Genomic DNA, 18,017 nt, shown 5'->3' with positions numbered 1-18,017 from the left:
CGCCGCCTATTGCTTGCCGAGGAGACTGCGCGCCGCCTGGACGGTCCGGTCGTTGCGCTGGTCGAGGATACGGCCCTGGTAGAGGTTTCGCTGGGCGAGGCGCTGCTGCAGGGCGGCCCAGAAGCCGGCGCCCCATTTGTCCTCTTCGATGTTCTTCAGGATGTCGGCGTCCTTCAGCTCGAGGGCGCGGATCGTCATGTCCGCCGCCTTCTCGGGATCGCGCGGCAGGTTCGGGGCGCCGATATCGTACAGGAAGGCGGCCGAGGTCGCGGCGGGGGCGAAGGACGCCTCGCGCGCCAGCCGCTCGAAATACTGTATCGCCCGGGCGGCATCGGGGGCGGTGATCCGCTGGACCGTGTTGGTCGGCGACAGAAGCTGGGCGTAGAGGTACTGCGCGACCATCGTGCCGCCTTCCGCCAGGTCGCGGAGCTTCGCCTCGTCGGCAGCGTTGGTGGTCGCGCTCTTGGCGAGCGCGATGAGTTCCTCGACGGTCGGCTTCGGCCCGGATGGCGGTGCCGGCGGCGTGTTGCCCGCGGGCCTCCCGGTGTTTCCGCCGCCCGTTCCGGCAGCCTTGCCGGCCAACGCCCGCACGGCCGCGAGCGTCTGCGGCGTCGCCGATCCGTCGGCCGGACCGGAATAGAAGCCGCGGCGCGCGAGATTGCGCTGGATCGCCGCCACGAGATCGGGCGGCTGGCGTCCGAGGTCGTCGGTGAAGGTCGTGACGGACAGGGGCAGCTTGGCCGCCACCGTATCCATGTAGATGTCGGCGGCCTTCTGCGCGTCGCGCGGCACGCCACTGTCCGAGTCGATATAGCAGCCTGCGATCCAGAACAGCGTCGACCAGGAATCGAAGTGGTTGTCCCGGATCGCGGCCGGATTTCCGTAGAAGGCGAGGCCGTAGCGGCACCCCCGCTTGAGGTCGTACTGACCGCGCCCGCGATTGAGCAGCAGTTCGGTCATGCCGCGCTGGGCGCCGGGATAACCGAGGTCGGCGGGCTGCTGGTAGTAGGTCAGGGCCTTGGCCGCGTCGGCCTTCACCGGGCTCTTCGGGTAGAGCGAGGCCCATTCCGGATTGTAGAGCGTCCCGAGGAACGAGCGCGCCGAAATATTGCCGGCATCCGCCCCGGCCTTCAGCTTGTCGAAGGCGGCCTTGTCGCCATCCTTGCCGGCCTTATCCAGCAATTCGTGGTAGAGCTTCTCGTCCTCCTTGCTGTCGGCCGGCTTGCCCCATTCGCCGGTCGGCTTCAGGACCGCGAGGGCGAGGCCGGCCGCGAGGGCGACGGCGGCCTGAGGCAGGACCAGCCAGGCGAGGCGGTAACGCGCATCCGCGTACCAGAGCGCCGCGTGCGCTCTGACTCGATCGGTGCCGCTCATGACCTTGCCTTCAGATATGCGCGCACGGCCGTGATGACGGCGGGGTTGCGCTTGTTCTCGACCGGGAGCGTGTAGAAGCCGCGGGCCTTCAATTCCGCCTGGAGCGCCCCCCAGAAGGCGCCGCTCCAGCTGCTGCCCTCCTCGAACAGGAGCCAGAATTCCATCTGGTAGTCCTTGAGATCGACGGCCTGTATCGCGAGCGCTGCGGCCTTCTTGGGATCCTTCGCGACGTTGCCCCAGCCCTCGTCGTAGATCGCGGCGGCCTGGGAGGCGGCCCTGCCTTGGCCTGCTGCCGCGGCCCGCTCGTAATAGGCGACGGCGACCTGTGCATCCGGCGCGAAGACCTCACCCTTGTTGCTTACCGGGTTGAACAGGTCGGCATAGAAGATCAGGGCGTCGGCATTCCCGGACTCGGCCAGGCTCTTCAGGCGCGCCAATGCCTGGCGATCGGTCCGGGCCGCGCCGGCGAGCGCCCGCACCTCGGGATCCGGTCCGCTCGGCGTCACCCGGCGCGGCTCCGGCCTCGGGGTGGCGACCGTATCCTTGATGCCCGCCTCGACCTGCAGGGCCGTGATCAGGGCCGGGTTGGCACGCCCATCGACGAGGCCGATGTAGCGCCCCTGCTCGGCCAGGTGCCGCTGGATGCCGGTAACAAGCGCCGGGTCCTGCGCGCCGAGATTGTTGATGAAGGCGTCGATCGTCGGCCGATGCTTGCGCCACAGCACCGCGGTCACCAATTCGCCCGCCCGGACCGGGTTCTGCGGCAAGCCGCTCTCGGGGTGGACGTAGCACTTGGCCAGTTTGACGGTGAGGCGCTCCTCCCCGGTGATCGTGCGGTTGAGCGTCTCCGGATCGTCGATCCAGGTCTGGGCGAGGCGGCAGCCGCGCTTTAGGTCGCCGTTGGAATTCGCCGGGTCGAGGAGCACGTCGGCGAGACGCGTGACCGCCAGGAGTTCGCCGGCGGCGGCACCCGGGCCGTAGAGCGCGGTGGCCCGGGAGAAGTCGTCCGGCGACGGCTTCTTCGGAAAATACGGGGCTGTCAGGGGATCGTAGAGCGTCCCGAGCTTGGTCGACGCGTCGATCTGGTTGCGCGCGGCTGCCGCGCTCAGTTCCTCGAACGCCTTGCGGTCGCCGCTCTTTCCGGCCCGATCGCGCAGGGCCGTGAGTTCCGCGAGCCGCTCCTTCGAGGCGGTCGCCGGCCGGCCCCATTCGCCGTGCGCGGCGAGCGCCAGGCACAGGCCGGCCACCGCGCAGGTAACGGCCTGCGGCAGGACGAACCACGCCATCCGGTAGCGGGCATCGCCGTACCACAAGGCTCCGTGCGCGCGGAGCCAATCCTCTCGCGCGACGCTCATCGTTTCGACCGGATCACGACGCCGTCGCCGGATACACGGTGCCGCCGCCGCGGCCCTGCAGGGCGCGCTCGACATCCACCAATTCGAATTGCCCGTGATCGCCGAGCGGATCGCTCGACAGCCGGATGGCCTGGGCCTCGCGGAGCCTCTCCAGGAGCGTCCGCATCTCGCGCGCGTTCGACCAGTCGCGCGCCCGGGCGCGCTGCTCGATCCACGGGATCAGCAGGGTCTCGAAGCGCGGCGGCAGGCGGAACGATTGCCGCGACGCCATCAGGCGCAGGATCTCGACCAAATCGTACGGATCGTAGGCGGGGAATTCGATCGTCTTGGTGAGGCGCCCGGCGAGCCCCGGATTCGTGTCGATGAACCGGGCCATGTCGTCGGTATAGCCGGCGACGATCACGATGATCCGGTCGCGATTGTCCTCCATGAACTTGAGGAGGGTGTCGATCGCCTCCTTGCCGAAATCGCTGCCGCCCCCGCCCCCGCCCCCGCCGCCGGCGGCCAGGGTGTAGGCCTCGTCGATGAACAGGATGCCGTCGAGCGCCTCCTTGCAGCGCTCCAGCGTCCGGGTCGCCGTCTGGCCGACATAGCCCGCCACAAGGCCGGCGCGGTCGACCTCGACCACGTGGCCTTTCCGGAGGACGCCGAGGGCCTTGAAGATGTCGCCCATGATGCGGGCGACCTCGGTCTTGCCGACGCCGGGCGGTCCGGTGAACACCATGTGCTGGCTGACCGCGCCGACCTCGATGCCCTCCGCGCGCCGCTTGGCATCCACCAGGACTCGCGCCACCACGGTCTTGACCTGCTGCTTGACCGGCGCGAGCCCGATCATCGCGTCCAGACGCGCGATGACCTTCCGGGCCTCGTCCATGTCGACCGCGCCGGCCGCCTGACGGCCCAGCGCCGCGGCGATGTCGGACAGTTCGAGCCGGTTGATGTCGCCGCCTGGATTGGCCGCCAGGCGCATCGCCTGCGCCTGGCGGGCCTTTTCCAGCACCGTGCGCATCTCGCGGGCATTGGCCCAGTCCTCGGCCTTGGACCGCGCGCCGACATAGGGGATCAGCTCCTTCTGGAACCCGTCCGGCAGGACGAAGCCCTGGCTCCCGGCCATCCGCTTCAGGATCTCGGCCAGTTCCGATGGGCTGTAGGGAGGGAACTCGATCGTCTTGGTGAAGCGACTCGCCAGACCGGGATTCGTATCGATGAACCGGCGCATGTCGTTGGTGTAGCCGGCGACGATCACGATGATCCGGTCGCGATTGTCCTCCATGAACTTGAGGAGGGTGTCGATCGCCTCCTTGCCGAAATCGCTGCCGCCCCCGCCGCCCGGCGCCAGGGCGTAGGCCTCGTCGATGAACAGGATGCCGTCGAGCGCCTCCTTGCAGCGCTCCAGGGTCTTGATCGCGGTCTGGCCGGCATAGCCCGCCACCAGGCCGGCGCGGTCGACCTCGACCAGATGTCCCTTACGCAGCACCTTCAATGCCTTGAAAATGGTCCCGAGCACGCGCGCCACCTCGGTCTTGCCGACGCCCGGTGGCCCGGTGAACACCATGTGCTGGCTCATCGCCGCCACCGGGAGGTTCTGGGCGCGGCGCTGCTGCTCGACCTGCATCCGGGCGATGACGCCCTTGACCTCCAGCTTCACCGGCGCCAGGCCGACCATGCCGTCCAGGGTCGCAAGCGCCGTGGCGAGAAGATCCTTCTTCTCCACCGCCGCCCCGTCATCCACGAACTGGATCGGCCGGATCTTCCGGCTCGCCCGGGCCTGGTCCAGCGCCCGCCGCATGTTCTCGATGCGTGCCGGGATGTAGCTCGCCGCCAGCAGGCCGGTCGCGAGACCACCGAGGATCAGGCCGTTGCGCAGCAGCGCCGAGGGCGTCGCCATGAGCGGGCCGAGCAGGTCCGGCCGAAGGGCCAGAAGGAGGGCGGTCGCGCCGCCGGCGATCACCAGGAAGACGGCCGCAGGATGCTTGTCGAGGCGTTCCATGGGGGTTGACGAGCCTTGATGCTGGGCGGGCGCAGCGTTGCGCGGTTCGGGTAGGGCCTCGTCCTCAGGCGTCTTCACCCGTCGCGCGGAGCAGATCGACGATCTCGAGACGGCTCAGGTCGCCGCCATGAACGGCGACGCGGGCCGCCTGCGCCTCGCGGGCTTTTTCCAGGAGCGTGCGCATCTCGCGGGCATTCGACCAATCCTCGGCGCGGGCGCGCTGCGCGAGCCAGGGCGTCAGCGCCGCCTCGAACCCGTCGGGCAGGGCGAAGTGCTGGCGGGCAGCCATCCGTTTCAGGATCTCGCACAGATCCTTCGGGCTGTAGGGCGGGAACTCGATCGTCTTGGTGAAGCGCCCGGCGAGCCCCGGATTCGTGTCGATGAACCGGCGCATGTCGTTCGTGTAGCCGGCCACGATCACGATGATCCGGTCGCGATGGTCCTCCATGAACTTGAGGAGGGTGTCGATCGCTTCCTTGCCGAAGTCGTTGCCGCCGCCCCCGCCCGCGAGCGTGTAGGCCTCGTCGATGAACAGGATGCCGTCGAGCGCCTCCTGGCATTTCTCCAGGGTCTTGGCCGCGGTCTGCCCGACATAGCCCGCCACCAGCCCGGCCCGATCGACCTCGACGAGATGGCCCCGGCGCAGGACTTCGAGGGCGCGAAAGATCTCGCCGATCGCCCGGGCGACCTCGGTCTTGCCGACGCCGGGAGGCCCGGTGAAAATCATGTGCTGGCTGATCGCCGAAACCGGGAGACCTTCCGCACGCCGGCGCTGCTCGACTTCGAGCCGGGCGATCAGGGCATTCACCTCGCGCTTGACCGGTGCGAGTCCGACCATGCCCTCGAGGGTGGCGATGACGTCCTCGGGCAAGCGCGGCTCCACGACACGGCGCGGCGCGAGGATCAGGCGTGGCAGGCTCATGATCCCGCCGGCGGGCTGACCGAGGGCGGCCTCGGCTTTGCGGGCGGCGGTCGCGGTCGCCAGGAGGCCGAGCGCAGCGAACAGGCCGACGGCGATCCCGATCGCGGCCCGCCATCTCATCTCCGTTCCGGCGGCGTTCCACCAGGCGACCGGGCCGTAGTCGGTGCTCAGCAGCAGCGGCGTCAGGACGGCGACGGCAAGTCCGGAGATGACGAACGGGATGATGGCCTGCTTCGACATCCCTCAGCCCCCGCACGGCTTGCTGGTGTCCCAGAAGACCGGCACCCGCCGGACGCCCGCGGTCGTGTCGATCTTCAGGCCGGGCGTGAACTCGACGAACACGTCCTTGGCCGCGCCTTCGATGACGACCTCGCCCTTGCCGGCCTCGTAGGGGCCCGGGAACGGCACCGCGACGTTGATCGGCCCATCGGCCACGTTGAAAGCCGGCGAGAGGTAGTTTCCTGCCCGGATGCGGACCACGCCGCCGGCGCCGGCGGTGGTTTTCGAGATGCGCATGTTGGCGAGGGGCGCCTGGCAGGCCTTGGCCTCGGATACGATCTTGTCCTTCTCCTCGGGCGCCAGCGTGTCGGAAGCCTTATCGATATCGGTCTTCTTGATCAGGCTCAGAGCAGGCCGCTCGGGCGTGCCGACCTTCTCGCCGCCGCCCAGGAGCAGGATCCCCGCGATCGCGCCAGCGGCTACGATGCCTCCGGCGAAGGCGATCACACTCGGCGAAAGCGGCGGCTTGGCCGGAGCCCCAGCGGACGCGGGCGCCCTCTGGCCGGCAGTCTTGTTCTGCGCCTGAGCCTGATGCTCAATGTTCGACATCCGTCCGGTTCCTGAACGTTGTTGAGCGTAAAGACTTCGAGAAGTTTACGCTTTCGATTGCCGGAATAGCGCGCTTCAGTTGCCAGAGATTTCGAATTATCCCGCAAATGCATGAACGCTGCGGGAAACTGCTTCTAGGCAGGCGACCAAAACCGGTCTACTAGTGCATTTGGACTAGGGTTTTGGCCTTGACTGCCCGAGCCGCCAGCTTGGCATTAAAGGTCGGACTGTCCCGTCCGGGACTGCACCCAAGCGTATGTGACGATCGGGAGTTGGATGACCGGCTGGGCGAGAGAACGAATCGTCGTCGCCGATGATCATCCCCTGTTCCGCGAGGGGTTGAGGCATATCGCCGAACGGCTCTACCCGCAGGCGACGATCCACGAGGCGGCCACGATGGACGATGTTCGGGCGCTGTCGCGCGCCGGCCCGCCGCCCCAGGTCTTCTTCCTCGACCTGCTGTTCCCCGGCCTGGATCCCCGGCACTCCATCGGGGCCCTGCGCACGGAGTTCCCGAAGGCCTCCATCATCATCGTCTCGATGATCGAGGACGACGACGCGATCGAGGCGGTGATGGCCGCAGGCGCCGATGGATTCATCGGCAAGTCGGTGCCGGCGGCGGATATCGCGACGTCGATCGCGGCGATTCGGGACGGAGCCTTCGTCATCGAACGAAACCCCGCTCCGGTTCTCGCGGCGCCCCGTTGCACCCTGCCTTGCCTGACGCAGCGCCAACAGGATGTCCTGCGCCTCGTCGCCCTGGGCCGCACCAACAAGGAGATCGCCCGGGAGCTGAACATCTCACCGTTCACGGTCCGGATCCACGTCTCGGCGCTCCTGCGGGCGCTCGATGTCAGCTCCCGATCCGCAGCGGCGGCCAAGGCCGCCAATGCCGGTCTGTGCGGGTAACCCTGTCGATTCCCCTGCAGACGGCTTTTCCGATCTCCGCACGGCACGATGCGCAACGGCAGTCCGATCCCCCCCCCGTCCAGGGCTCGTAGTACAGGTGTCCTAGTTTAAGCTTGGCCTTGTCTCTGGCTATGCAGGGCGCCATGAGGCGATATGGCGGTCTTATCGGGCGTTCGACCCGACTGCGCAGATTGATGGTCCTGGGGCTGGCTCTGGCCGCGGCATCGATTGTGTCGCCTTCCCGAGCTGCCCCGGACATCGTCGCGCCCGCGAATGAGACCGTGCTGGCGGCAATCTGCGGGCGGCCCGCAAGCCAGGACACCAAGACCTGCCGGGCCAAGGACGGCCGTTCGGCGGAGTTCTGGTACGGCGCCGCATTCTCTACGGAGACCGGACGGTGGTTCACCGGGTTCGCGACGCTCCCCGCGCCCGGCGAGGACCCGGACACACCCAATACACGGACGGTCGCCGCCGCGACCTTTGCGCTAGAGGACACGCGCTGGCGTCTGAAGGGCATTCAGCTTCAGGTCGGGAAAGTCGGTACCGGCAACAGGAACGGTGACGCTCCGGACATCGACGAAGGCCGGGGGGCGATCGTCCGGGCCGTGAGCGGCGGGCGTCTCATGATGGGGGTGCGCCTGACCTCTTACGGGTCCGCAGGCTCACGCGGCTTCGCGTTCCTCCTGCTGCACTTCAGGGAAACACCATTGCGGTGGACACTGGCCGGTGAGGTGGAGGCCGGTTCCGACGAGAGTGCCGCCTGCGATGAGTCCGATGGCGACCAACCCTGTCAGATGGGCAAGAGCATGGGCCGTCTCGAGATCCTTCCGGAGGATCCGGCCAGACTTACCGCGTGGCCGCCGATCCGCGTCACGCTGACCGGAACCTTGGCCGGCCCGGACGGCAAAGTCCGGTCGGCATCGGAACGCGATGCCCGGGTCTACCGGTTCGACGAGGCATCCGGCACCTACCGTTGATACGGATGGAACAATGACAATGGCATCCGTGTGAGCCAGCGACCCGGTCCCGGAACCTGTCGCGATCATTGAGCGTCACGCGGTCCCATTATTTGGCAGGATCGGCGATTTGTTTGTTCAACACGCCTAATTATTAAGATCATTTTATTAACAATCATCAGAACGCACTGCAAGCCATGGTACATAAGACAATTTTGCGTTGATGTTTGTTCTGGAAACACGTGGTCTTGTCACCAGGGTTTTCGTAGAACCGGCGAACAGGGTCGCGATCGGCGGCCGGATGCATGTCGCGGCCGAAATCCGCGGTGGCTGTCCTGCAGCGCCGCTTCAGGATCTGACGCGACGGCAGAAGGCTGCGATCGGCGAGGCCCGGCAAACACCGGACGGCTTCGATGCAGCCTTGGCAAGGACCTTTGACAGCCCGACGGCCGAACTGGACCAGGCTTGCGGCGAGGTTCAGGGCAGGCCCCGATCGAAGGCTGGATCCGTTATCCGCACCCCCTGATCGTGCCATGACGACCGCACGACGCAATCGCGGCGGCAACGCCGACGACGAGACGGCGCAAGCACTCATCCGCATCGTCTCCATGGGATCCGTGTGCCTGTACCTCGTTCCACAGATCCTTCTCGGCTATGCGCCGCCGGAAACGTATCTGATCGTCTATCTGGTGCCGATCCACTTGGTTCTGTCCGCCGGGATGTATTGGTGGATCTCGCATCACCCGGGCGAGAACCGATTGCGACGCACCTTCACCACCAGCCTCGATTTCGCCGGCATCACCTATGCGATGGCGATCGGCGGCGCGCCGTTCGTGCCGCTCTACGTGATCGTGCTCCGGATCATCGTCGGCAATGGCCTGCGCCACGGTCAGACCGACCTCAAGATCACCACCGGGCTGGCGCTCGCCTCGATGGGGGTGACGACGTTCTTCAGCGCCTACTGGCGGCAGAACCCGTTCCTGGTCGTGACGCTGTTCATCATCACCCTTCTGGTGCCGAACTACATCTACATCCTGCTCAATCGTTTGCGCGGCGCCTACCAGCGGGAGCAGGAGGCGAACCTCGCCAAGTCGCGCTTCCTCGGACAGGCGAGTCACGATCTACGCCAACCGATCCACGCGATCAGCCTGTTCACCGCCTGCCTGCGCGATGCCAATCTCGGCGCCAAGGAACTCCAGATGGTCGACAATATCGACCGGTCCCTGCAGAGCGTGTCGCGACTGTTCAAGTCCTTGCTGGATGTCTCGACCCTCGACAGCGGCAAGGTCCAGCCCCGGATCGAACCCGTCGCGATCGATGACATCATCGAGGATGTGCTGCGCCAGAATTCGGAGGCCGCTCAGCGTACGGGGACTGAACTGCGCAGCCGCGCATGCCGCGTGATCGTGGAGACCGACCGCGCCTTGTTCACGACGATGCTGCAGAACATCGTCAACAACGCGATCAAATACGCGCCCGGACGACCGATCCTGATCGCCTGCCGTCGGCGTAAGGGCGGGCTCGCCGTCCAGGTCTATGATCGCGGCCCGGGCATCGCGCCGGAGCATCAAACGAAGGTGTTCGACGAGTTCTATCGGGTTCGCCAGCGGGGCGACAAAGACATCGACGGCGTCGGTCTCGGCCTGCCCATCGTGCGCCGTCTCTGCGAACTCCTGGACCTGGAGCTCAGGCTTCGCTCCGTCCCGCTCCACGGCACCTGCGTGACCTTCGGGCCGCTGCCGATCGTCGGCAGGCCGGCCGAGGCGAGCCGCAAGCCCGCGCTCGATCCGGCGGCATCCGTCAACGGGTTGCGGGTCCTGCTGGTCGAGGATGACGAGGCCGTCCTGGCCGCGACCGCCAACCTGCTCCGGCGCTGGGGATGTCAGGTCCAGCCGGAACCGACGATCCCGAAGACCATCACCGCAACCGACCTTCTCATCACCGATTTCGAACTCGGGAACGGCGTGACCGGGACAGAGTGCATCGCGGCGGTGCAGGAGGCCTTGGGGCGGGACGTCCCGGTCGTCGTCATCAGCGGCCACGATGCGGGGCGCGTGCAGGAAGATCTCGGCAGGACGGATGTCCCGATCCTGTCAAAGCCGGTCCGGCCGGCCGAACTACGCTCGGTCATCCTCGCGGCGAGCGTGAAGCTGCGCGGATCTCGCGTGGCTGTATGAAAAAGGCCCGCTCGACACGGGGCGGGGCTTCGAAATCAGTCGTGGCGCCTGCCCACGACGGCCCGGCGCGGCATTATCGACCGCACCGGGTCGGAAGCTGTTGCATCGTAGCGACCCTGGGTCGCCGGAACACAAGATCCGGTGCGCTGCTGGCGGGTGTCGGCGCTCCATAGCGCGACGCCGAATGGCACTTGATCCGCCCGGGAAGCCGAGCGGCGCAGAGATCCATGATCTTGATCCATCGCAACGCAGTGAGAGGCCGGGTTTCGGATACATGATGGGTCACGCATGCTGAGGTGGACAGGCGACGGCTCAGCCTCGTGGCGGCGCAGCGACCCGCGATAGCTGTTACCCGGACGCGGGTATTCCGGCGATTCATCGAAGTCATTGCCTCGTCGAAGCGCGAATATCCGGTCAGGCCCGTCCGGCGAGAGCCGCGTCAGCCGTGAAAATATAGGGATGGCCGTGGGCTCGACCGCAACGCGATGGCGCGGGTTGACAGCGCTGCTCCTGGGCCTTCGGGGCTGGCTCGCGATCCTGCCGCTGATCGGCCTCTGCGTCGGCCTGTCGGCGCAAGCCCAGGGACAGCCCGGCTTCGCGGCCTGGGCCTGGACGCTTCCCACTGTGACCGTGCTCGCGGTTCTCTCCATCCGGATCGCGATCAGCTTGGCCCATGGCGATATCGGCCTCGACCTCGTCGCAGCCTTATCCATGGGCGGCACGGTCGCGCTGTCCCAGCCGCTGGCCGGCGTCGTCATCGCGCTGATGTATGCAGGCGGGCAATCGCTGGAGGCCTACGCAGCGGGGCGGGCCGGTCGGGCGATGACGGCTCTGGTCGGCCGCCAGCCGCGCACCGCTTTGCGCGAGGCGGACGGCGTCGTGAGCGATGTGCCCGTCGAGTTCCTTGTGCCGGGCGACCGCATCCTCGTGCGGGTCGGCGATGTCCTTCCGGTCGATGGCTGCGTGTGCGCGGGCCGGGCCGTCCTCGATCAGGCGAGCCTCACCGGTGAGGCGCGGCCGGTCACCTTCGAGCTGGGCGCTGCCGTGGTGAGCGGCACGCTCAATGTCGGAGCGCCCTTCACCCTCGTGGCCGAGCGCCGGGCCGCCGAGAGCACCTATGCCGGTATCGTCCGGCTGGTCGAAGCGGCTCGGGCCCAGAAGGCGCCGATGGTCCGCATGGCCGACCGCTACAGTCTCGTCTTCCTCGCGCTGACGCTGCTTCTGGCCGGGATCGCTTGGGCCGCCACGGCCGATCCCCTGCGGGCACTGGCTGTGCTGGTCGTCGCCACGCCCTGTCCCCTGATCCTGGCCGTGCCCGTCGCTCTGGTCTCCGGGCTGTCGCGAGCGGCCGGCATCGGTGTCATCGTCAAGGGGGGCGGTGCTCTGGAAGCCCTGGCCAAGGTGCGGGTCCTGGTCATCGACAAGACCGGGACCCTGACGCTCGGCCGGGCGCGACTGAAGTCGGCGTTTGTCCTGCCGTCCTTCACGGAGGCGGACGTCCTGAGGCTGGCGGCCTCCCTCGACCAGGCCTCGGGCCATCCGACGGCCCGCGCCCTGGTCGAGGACGCGCGAGGACGCGGCCTTGCGCTCGTGCCGCCCACGGCGGTGACGGAGCTTCCCGGCGAAGGCATTCGCGGTCTCGTCGCGGGACGGCAGGTCGAGGTCGGCGGCCCGCGCATGATGCGTGCGCGCGGCATCGCCTTCCCGCCCCCGGACGGCATTCGCGGAGACAACTCGGCGGCCGCGACGGTCCTGGTCGCCGTCGACGGCATGCCGGCGGCCATCCTGGTTTTCGAGGACCCGTTGCGGCCCGACGCGGCGCGGCTGCTGGCCGAGCTTTGGGCCTCCGGCATCGCGCGGGTGGTGCTCGCCACCGGCGACAGGCGCGCCGTCGCGGATACGCTCGTCGCCGGCCTGACCATCGATGAGGTGGCGGCCGACCTCGACCCGGCGGACAAGACCGCCATCGTCGCGCGGGAGCGGGCGAACGGCAGGGTGATGATGGTGGGCAACGGGATCAACGACGCGCCCGCCCTGGCAGCCGCCGATCTCGGCGTCGCGTTGGGTGCGCGGGGGGCGGCAGCCGCCGCCGAGGCGGCCGATATCGTGCTTCTCGTCGACAGCCTGGCCCCCCTGCCGAAGGCCATCCGCATCGCCAGGCGGGCCCGCGCCATCGCGTTGCAGAGCGTGTTGGCTGGTCTCGGGCTGTCCGTCGCCGGCATGGTCGCGGCGGCCCTGGGCTACCTCTCGCCCTTGCAGGGGGCGCTCCTTCAGGAGGCCATCGACGTCGCCGTCATCCTGAACGCCATGCGCGTCCTCGGCGGCAGCGGCGAAGGCGCGGCGGAAGGGCCGGCCAGCCTGCGGCCCTCCTGACGCGCCCGCGTCGGCGCTCATGGTTGCGCTGAATCAAGGCGGCGAGCCCGTCCGGGGGCCAGCTTCCGTCTCCACGACGGAGGCCAGAGCCGGCCATGGGTTATGCGAACATCCTCGTCTCCGCCGACCTCGGTGGTGCCGCGCCAGACCGGATCGGCCTCGCCGCCGATCTGGCTCGCCGGTTCGCGGCGACCCTGACCGGTGTTGCCGCCCACCCGCTTCCGGTCCCGATCCTGGTGAACGATATCGAGGCCGCCGTCGCCCACCTCCAGCAGAACGCGGACCGGATAGGCAAGCTTCTCGATGAGGCGCGCGACGTGTTCGAACGCTGCGCGGGGCCTCGGCTCCGCACGGCCTGGAACGCGGCCTTTGCCGACCCGATCGCGCATCTCGTCGCGTGTGCATGCGCCGCCGACCTCGTCGTCGTCGGCCGCTGCGGATCGGACGACGCGGATGCGGGCCCGCTCGGCGTGCGGCCGGGACCGACCGTGATGGAAGCGGGTCGCCCCGTCGTGGTCGTGCCGCCGGGAGCCAGGCATCTCAAGGGCGGCCGCGTCGTCGTCGCTTGGAAGGATTGTCCCGAGGCGCGGCGGGCCGTGTTGGCTGCACTGCCCTGTCTGCGCGTCGCGGACCACGTTCTGGTCGCCACCGTCGGCGACGACGGCCGAGGCGGGACCGCCGAGGCGGTGGCGGAGCATCTCGCCCGGCATGGCGCGCGCGTCACCACCGACTCTTTGCGGACACGCGGGCGTGCAGGCGACGCACTCATCGACTTCGCCGTGCGCCAGGATGCTGACCTCATCGTCCTGGGCGCCTACGGCCATTCACGGCTTCGGGAGTGGATCCTCGGCGGTGTCACGCGCGACCTTCTCGACCGCTCGCCGGCCTGCTGCCTGATGAGCCACTGATGGATTGACGCGGTCTCGTCCTCGGTACGCCGATCGCTCGAACGAGGCTCGTCGTGCCGTCCCACGCACAGGAGGCCCGGCGCGCGCACGCGCCTTACATCGCAGCTTGAAAGCCGGTCTCGGAGGCAGCGGGATCTGAGTCGACCTCAGGTAGTCGGGGGAACGAGGATGGAAGGTTCGCTTCTCTACGTCAGCCAGCGGATGGCGAGCGACGCTGATGTGGACGACATCGTCGCGGTGTCACGAGCCCGGAATGCGCGGTTGCAGGTCACCGGCGCGCTGATCACGTCTCCGGGCCGTTTCGCACAGATCCTCGAGGGGCCGCGGGCTGCTGTGGATGAGTTGATGGACAGCATCCGTCGCGATCCACGCCATGCGGAGGTCGAGGTTCTCCTGTACGACGCCATCGACGGACGTCGTTTCCCGGACTGGTCGCTGGCCTATTCCGGCGCCTCGGTCTTCGTTGACGGGTTGATCAGGATCCTGGTGGAGCGGACGTCGCCGCAACCGGATCCGCACCATCTGCGGCGTCTGATCGACGTCATGCGGGGGTTCGCACAGGCCCCGCATGTCGCGCGATGACAGACGCGGTGATCAGCGCGGATGGGGCGCCGTCGCCTCAGCGCCGCGGGTTTGCCGGCCTGTCATTCTAGGAATCCCCAGCCGGCCTTCAGGGCGCGGAGTTTCTCCTCGTCCAGCGGTGCCGTCCACGGGATCCGATTCTGAACAGGCGTCTGCGCAACGGCCTCGCCCCGGTGCGCATCGTCCGGCACCGGGCTGCCCTCGACCGGGCCCGGCCGAGCCAGAGCCCGTGATGGGTCGGCGTCCGGACCCGCCAATTTACAATCGCTCATGATCCGCCTCGCGCCGTCAATGGGACAGGAACAGCGCGACGGGGCTGCTCCTCAGGAGCGAGCGCGTGACGCCGCCGAAGAGGCGTTCCCGCGTCCAGGAATGCCGATAGGCCCCCATCACGATCATGTCGGCTCGGAACAGGCCGGCTTGGGCACGAAGGCTCTCGGCGACCGGGCCTTTGACCGGTAGGTCGTTGACGCTGACGCTCACGCCGTGCCGCGCCAGGTGGGGGGCGAATTCGGCGCCCGGGACCGATGCCTCGATCTCCTCGTCCTCGCCGACCGACACGATCTCGACGGCCTCGGCGGCGCGGAGGAACGGCAGGGCGTCATTGGCGGCGCGGGCCGCCTGCGCGCTGCCATCCCAGGCGACGATGACGCGCCGCGCGGCAAACGCCGTCTGATCCGGCGGGACGGCGATGACAGGCCGACCGCTATGGAACAGCGTCTTCTCGATCATCTCACGGTCGAGGTCATAGGTCCGCGGACCGGCATCCAGGATGGCGAGGTCGTGCAGGCGCGCCCGGGCGGCGAGCCGGCTCGCCACCTCCGGGTAGGACAGGCTCGGGGTCTCCGTCGTGCAGATCACCCCGGCCTGGGCCGCATTCCCGGCGGTTCGGTCGGCGATGGAGCGGGCCAGGGCGTCGAGGCGGCGATCGATCGCCGCCGCGCCGATGCTGTCGAACTCGCAGAGCCAGGAATCATCGCCCGACAGCCGCCAGGAGGCCGATTGCACCGTCAGGTGTGCGCCGGCCTGTTTCGCCAGCGTTAACCCGTAGCCGATCGCCGCTGAGGATTCCTCGCGCTCCCTCTCCACGGCGGTGCCGACCAGAACGTCGCGAATGGACGTGAGAGGGTTTGGCGTGCTTCTCGACATGGGTCGCCTCCGGTTTGAACCGGGCCCAAGGTTGGCTCCTTTGCCGCGCGGTCACTTTGATTCAGCGCAAGGATTCAGCGCAAGACCGGCCATGCCGAACCCCGCCGACGCTGCCGATGGGGTCGAGCCGACTGCCGGCACTGGATGGGACGGATTGCTGTCGCCGGCACCGGAGAAGGTCCGGATTCCGAGCAAGTTAGCTTTGGCCGATCCGGGGCGCGAGCTATAGGTCACGTGCGGATCATGCCGGTGGCGAACCGGTAAGCCCCCCGGCACCGCAGCCCAAGTGACCACTTCGGTTGGGAGCGATGACGAATTCCATCGTGTCGTCCGGCACGGATCCGGCCGGCGGCATCCTGGCCGCCGACGAACTCCGCAAGCTCCTCGACGAAGTCGGCATCTGCATCTGGTCGCTGGACATTCCGACCGGTCGGGCCACGATCTCGCCGACCTGCGCCAAGCTGTTCGGCGTCCGGCCCGAGCAGCTCGATACCTTCGCCGCCACGCAGGCCCTGGTTCATCCGGACGACCGCCAGGCCAGGGCGGACGCGATCCACACGGCCCTGCGCGAGGGCGGACGCTACGAGGTCGATTATCGCGTGCTGCGGCCGGACGGACATGTCTGCTGGCTTCGGTCGCGCGGCGGGGTGCAGCTCGATCCCGGAGGCCGCCCGGTCCGGCACCGGGGCGTCGTCCTCGACATCGACGCGGAAAAGCGCGCCGAGGCGGATCTGCGCGCGCGGGAGGCGCATCTGCAATCCATCCTTGACACCGTTCCGGAGGCGATGGTGGTCATCGACGAGGTGGGCTCGATCCACTCGTTCAGCACGGCGGCCGAGCGCCTGTTCGGCTACACGGCGGCCGAGGCGACCGGGCAGAACGTCCGCATGCTGATGCCGGAGCCGATGCGCGGCGAGCACGATGGCTATCTCGACCGCTACAGGCGGACCCGCGAGCGGCGCATCATCGGAACTACGCGGGTCGTGACCGGCCGAAGGCAGGACGGCTCGACCTTCCCGATGGAGCTCGCCATCGGCGAGATGCGGTCGGGCGATCAAGTCTTCTTCACCGGCTTCATCAACGATCTGACGGAGAGCCAGCAGACCCAGGCCCGGCTCCAGGAGCTTCAGGCCGAGCTCGTCCACATGTCCCGTGTCAGCGAGATGGGCGAGATGGCCTCCGCCCTGGCGCACGAGCTGAACCAACCGCTCGGCGCGATCAGCAACTATACCAAGGGCTGCCGCCGCCTGCTCGCGCGGGCCGAACCGGAGAATATCGCCAAGACCATCGAGATCCTCGACAAGACCGCCGAGCAGGCATTGCGGGCCGGGCAGATCATCCGCCGCCTGCGCGAGTTCGTTGCCCGCGGCGAGACGGAGAAGCGTGTCGAACCCGTCTCGCGGCTGATCGAGGAGGCCGCAGCCCTCGCCCTGGTGGGCGGGCGCCAGGAGGGGGTCAGCCTGCGGGTGACGCTCGCCCCCCGCATCGGCGCGGTGCTGGCCGACCGCGTGCAGGTTCAACAGGTCCTGATCAACCTGATCCGGAACGCCCGCGAGGCCATGCTGCACAGCCCGCGGCGCGACCTCGCCATCGTGGCGCGACGATTGCCCCCGGGGATGGTCGAGATCGCCGTGGCGGATACCGGGCCCGGTATCTCGGAGGTCGTGGCGGATCGCCTGTTCCAGCCCTTCGTCACGACCAAGCGGACCGGGATGGGCGTCGGGCTGTCGATCTGCCGGACCATCATCGAGGCGCATGGCGGGCGCCTCACGGTCGAGCGGAACCCGGACGGCGGTGCGACCTTCCGGCTGACCCTGCAGGCCGCGCACGAAGGAGACATCACCGATGGCGAATAGCCTCGTGCACGTGGTGGATGACGATGCGGCCATGCGGGACTCGATCAGCTTCCTGCTCGACACCGCGGGATTTACGGTTGTGCTCTACGAGGACGGGGCAAGCTTGCTCGAACGCCTCACGGCGCCCGCCTCCGGCTGCATCCTGACGGATATCCGGATGCCCGGGATCGACGGGCTGGAACTCCTCCGCCGCCTGCGGGCCGTCGGCCACACGCTCCCGGTGATCATGATGACCGGTCACGGCGACGTGCCGCTGGCGGTCGAGGCGATGAAGCTCGGAGCCTGCGACTTCATCGAGAAGCCGTTCGACGACGTGTTGCTTCTCCAGGCGCTGCGCGCCGCGACGGAGCGCGGTAATCCGTCCGAGGCAGCCGACCCCGCCCTTCAGGACTTCATGCGGCGGGTCGCGACCTTGAGCGAGCGCGAGCGCCAAGTGCTCGAGCGCCTCGTCGCCGGCGGGACCAGCAAGGATATCGGTCGCGCCCTCGATATCAGCTACCGGACCGTGGAGATCTATCGGGCCAAGCTCATGGCCAAGACGCATGCGGCCAGCCTTCAGGAACTGGTGCGCTGGGCGGTCCTGGCCGGCATCGCCTGAGAGGCCGTTGAGATAGGTCAAGGTCGGCTTGTACGCTTTC

The 18,017-nt window shown here is 68.3% G+C and carries 15 protein-coding genes; 9 read left to right on the top strand and 6 right to left on the bottom strand.

Annotated elements, in window-relative coordinates; genetic code table 11:
* Positions 1–6: 6 nt before the first annotated feature.
* The 5 genes from LGR69_RS02200 to LGR69_RS02180 form a co-directional block, all read right to left on the bottom strand.
* Positions 7–1,374, bottom strand: a complete 1,368-nt coding sequence (locus LGR69_RS02200; protein WP_230365036.1) for a peptidoglycan-binding protein — start codon at positions 1,372–1,374, stop codon at positions 7–9.
* Positions 1,371–2,729, bottom strand: a complete 1,359-nt coding sequence (locus LGR69_RS02195; protein WP_230365035.1) for a hypothetical protein — start codon at positions 2,727–2,729, stop codon at positions 1,371–1,373. The genes LGR69_RS02200 and LGR69_RS02195 overlap by 4 nt, the downstream gene beginning before the upstream one ends.
* Before the next feature lie 13 nt (positions 2,730–2,742).
* Positions 2,743–4,719, bottom strand: coding sequence for an AAA family ATPase (locus tag LGR69_RS02190; RefSeq protein ID WP_230365034.1), 1,977 nt, complete (start codon positions 4,717–4,719; stop codon positions 2,743–2,745).
* 64 nt (positions 4,720–4,783) lie between these two features.
* Positions 4,784–5,881 carry an AAA family ATPase gene (locus LGR69_RS02185; RefSeq protein ID WP_230365033.1) on the bottom strand — a complete coding sequence of 366 codons (1,098 nt, stop codon included), beginning with the start codon at positions 5,879–5,881 and terminating at the stop codon, positions 4,784–4,786.
* Between the two features lie 3 nt (positions 5,882–5,884).
* A complete protein-coding gene (locus tag LGR69_RS02180) occupies positions 5,885–6,469 on the bottom strand; it encodes a hypothetical protein (RefSeq protein WP_230365032.1) in 585 nt (194 codons plus the stop codon).
* Positions 6,470–6,745: 276 nt separating this feature from the next.
* Here LGR69_RS02180 and LGR69_RS02175 point away from each other — a divergent pair, with 276 nt between their 5' ends.
* The 7 genes from LGR69_RS02175 to LGR69_RS02145 all read left to right on the top strand — a co-directional run bounded on the left by LGR69_RS02175 (position 6,746) and on the right by LGR69_RS02145 (position 14,374).
* Complete coding sequence (locus tag LGR69_RS02175) at positions 6,746–7,378, top strand: LuxR C-terminal-related transcriptional regulator (protein WP_007565674.1); 633 nt, start codon at positions 6,746–6,748, stop codon at positions 7,376–7,378.
* Between the two features lie 194 nt (positions 7,379–7,572).
* Positions 7,573–8,355: a hypothetical protein gene (locus LGR69_RS02170; RefSeq protein ID WP_230365031.1), complete on the top strand. Its 783-nt coding sequence runs from the start codon at positions 7,573–7,575 to the stop codon at positions 8,353–8,355.
* 202 nt (positions 8,356–8,557) lie between these two features.
* Positions 8,558–8,860 (top strand): hypothetical protein, encoded by a 303-nt coding sequence (locus tag LGR69_RS02165; RefSeq protein WP_230365030.1) that lies wholly within the window; start codon positions 8,558–8,560, stop codon positions 8,858–8,860.
* Positions 8,861–8,867: 7 nt separating this feature from the next.
* Positions 8,868–10,511 carry a hybrid sensor histidine kinase/response regulator gene (locus LGR69_RS02160; RefSeq protein ID WP_230365029.1) on the top strand — a complete coding sequence of 548 codons (1,644 nt, stop codon included), beginning with the start codon at positions 8,868–8,870 and terminating at the stop codon, positions 10,509–10,511.
* A 459-nt stretch (positions 10,512–10,970) separates the two neighbouring features.
* The gene (locus LGR69_RS02155) at positions 10,971–12,884 is read left to right on the top strand and encodes a heavy metal translocating P-type ATPase (RefSeq protein ID WP_370881341.1); all 1,914 of its coding nucleotides are present in this window, start codon (positions 10,971–10,973) and stop codon (positions 12,882–12,884) included.
* Between the two features lie 95 nt (positions 12,885–12,979).
* A complete protein-coding gene (locus tag LGR69_RS02150; RefSeq protein ID WP_230365028.1) occupies positions 12,980–13,792 on the top strand; it encodes a universal stress protein in 813 nt (270 codons plus the stop codon).
* 168 nt (positions 13,793–13,960) lie between these two features.
* Positions 13,961–14,374, top strand: coding sequence for a BLUF domain-containing protein (locus tag LGR69_RS02145; protein ID WP_230365027.1), 414 nt, complete (start codon positions 13,961–13,963; stop codon positions 14,372–14,374).
* A 288-nt stretch (positions 14,375–14,662) separates the two neighbouring features.
* On the opposite strand, the gene LGR69_RS02140 is transcribed toward LGR69_RS02145, so the two are convergent.
* Complete coding sequence (locus LGR69_RS02140) at positions 14,663–15,523, bottom strand: universal stress protein (protein WP_230365026.1); 861 nt, start codon at positions 15,521–15,523, stop codon at positions 14,663–14,665.
* Between the two features lie 308 nt (positions 15,524–15,831).
* Between LGR69_RS02140 and LGR69_RS02135 the strand changes: the two genes are divergently transcribed.
* Entirely contained in the window at positions 15,832–17,379 is a 1,548-nt protein-coding gene (locus LGR69_RS02135) for a sensor histidine kinase (protein WP_230365025.1), read from the top strand.
* A complete protein-coding gene (gene fixJ, locus LGR69_RS02130; protein WP_230365024.1) occupies positions 17,369–17,977 on the top strand; it encodes a response regulator FixJ in 609 nt (202 codons plus the stop codon). Before LGR69_RS02135 ends, fixJ begins: the two co-directional genes overlap by 11 nt.
* The last annotated feature ends 40 nt before the right edge of the window (positions 17,978–18,017 follow it).

The organism is Methylobacterium brachiatum, from assembly GCF_020523825.1.
GTDB classification, from domain to species: Bacteria; Pseudomonadota; Alphaproteobacteria; order Rhizobiales; family Beijerinckiaceae; genus Methylobacterium; species Methylobacterium brachiatum.
This window is presented reverse-complemented; position numbering and strand designations above follow the sequence as displayed.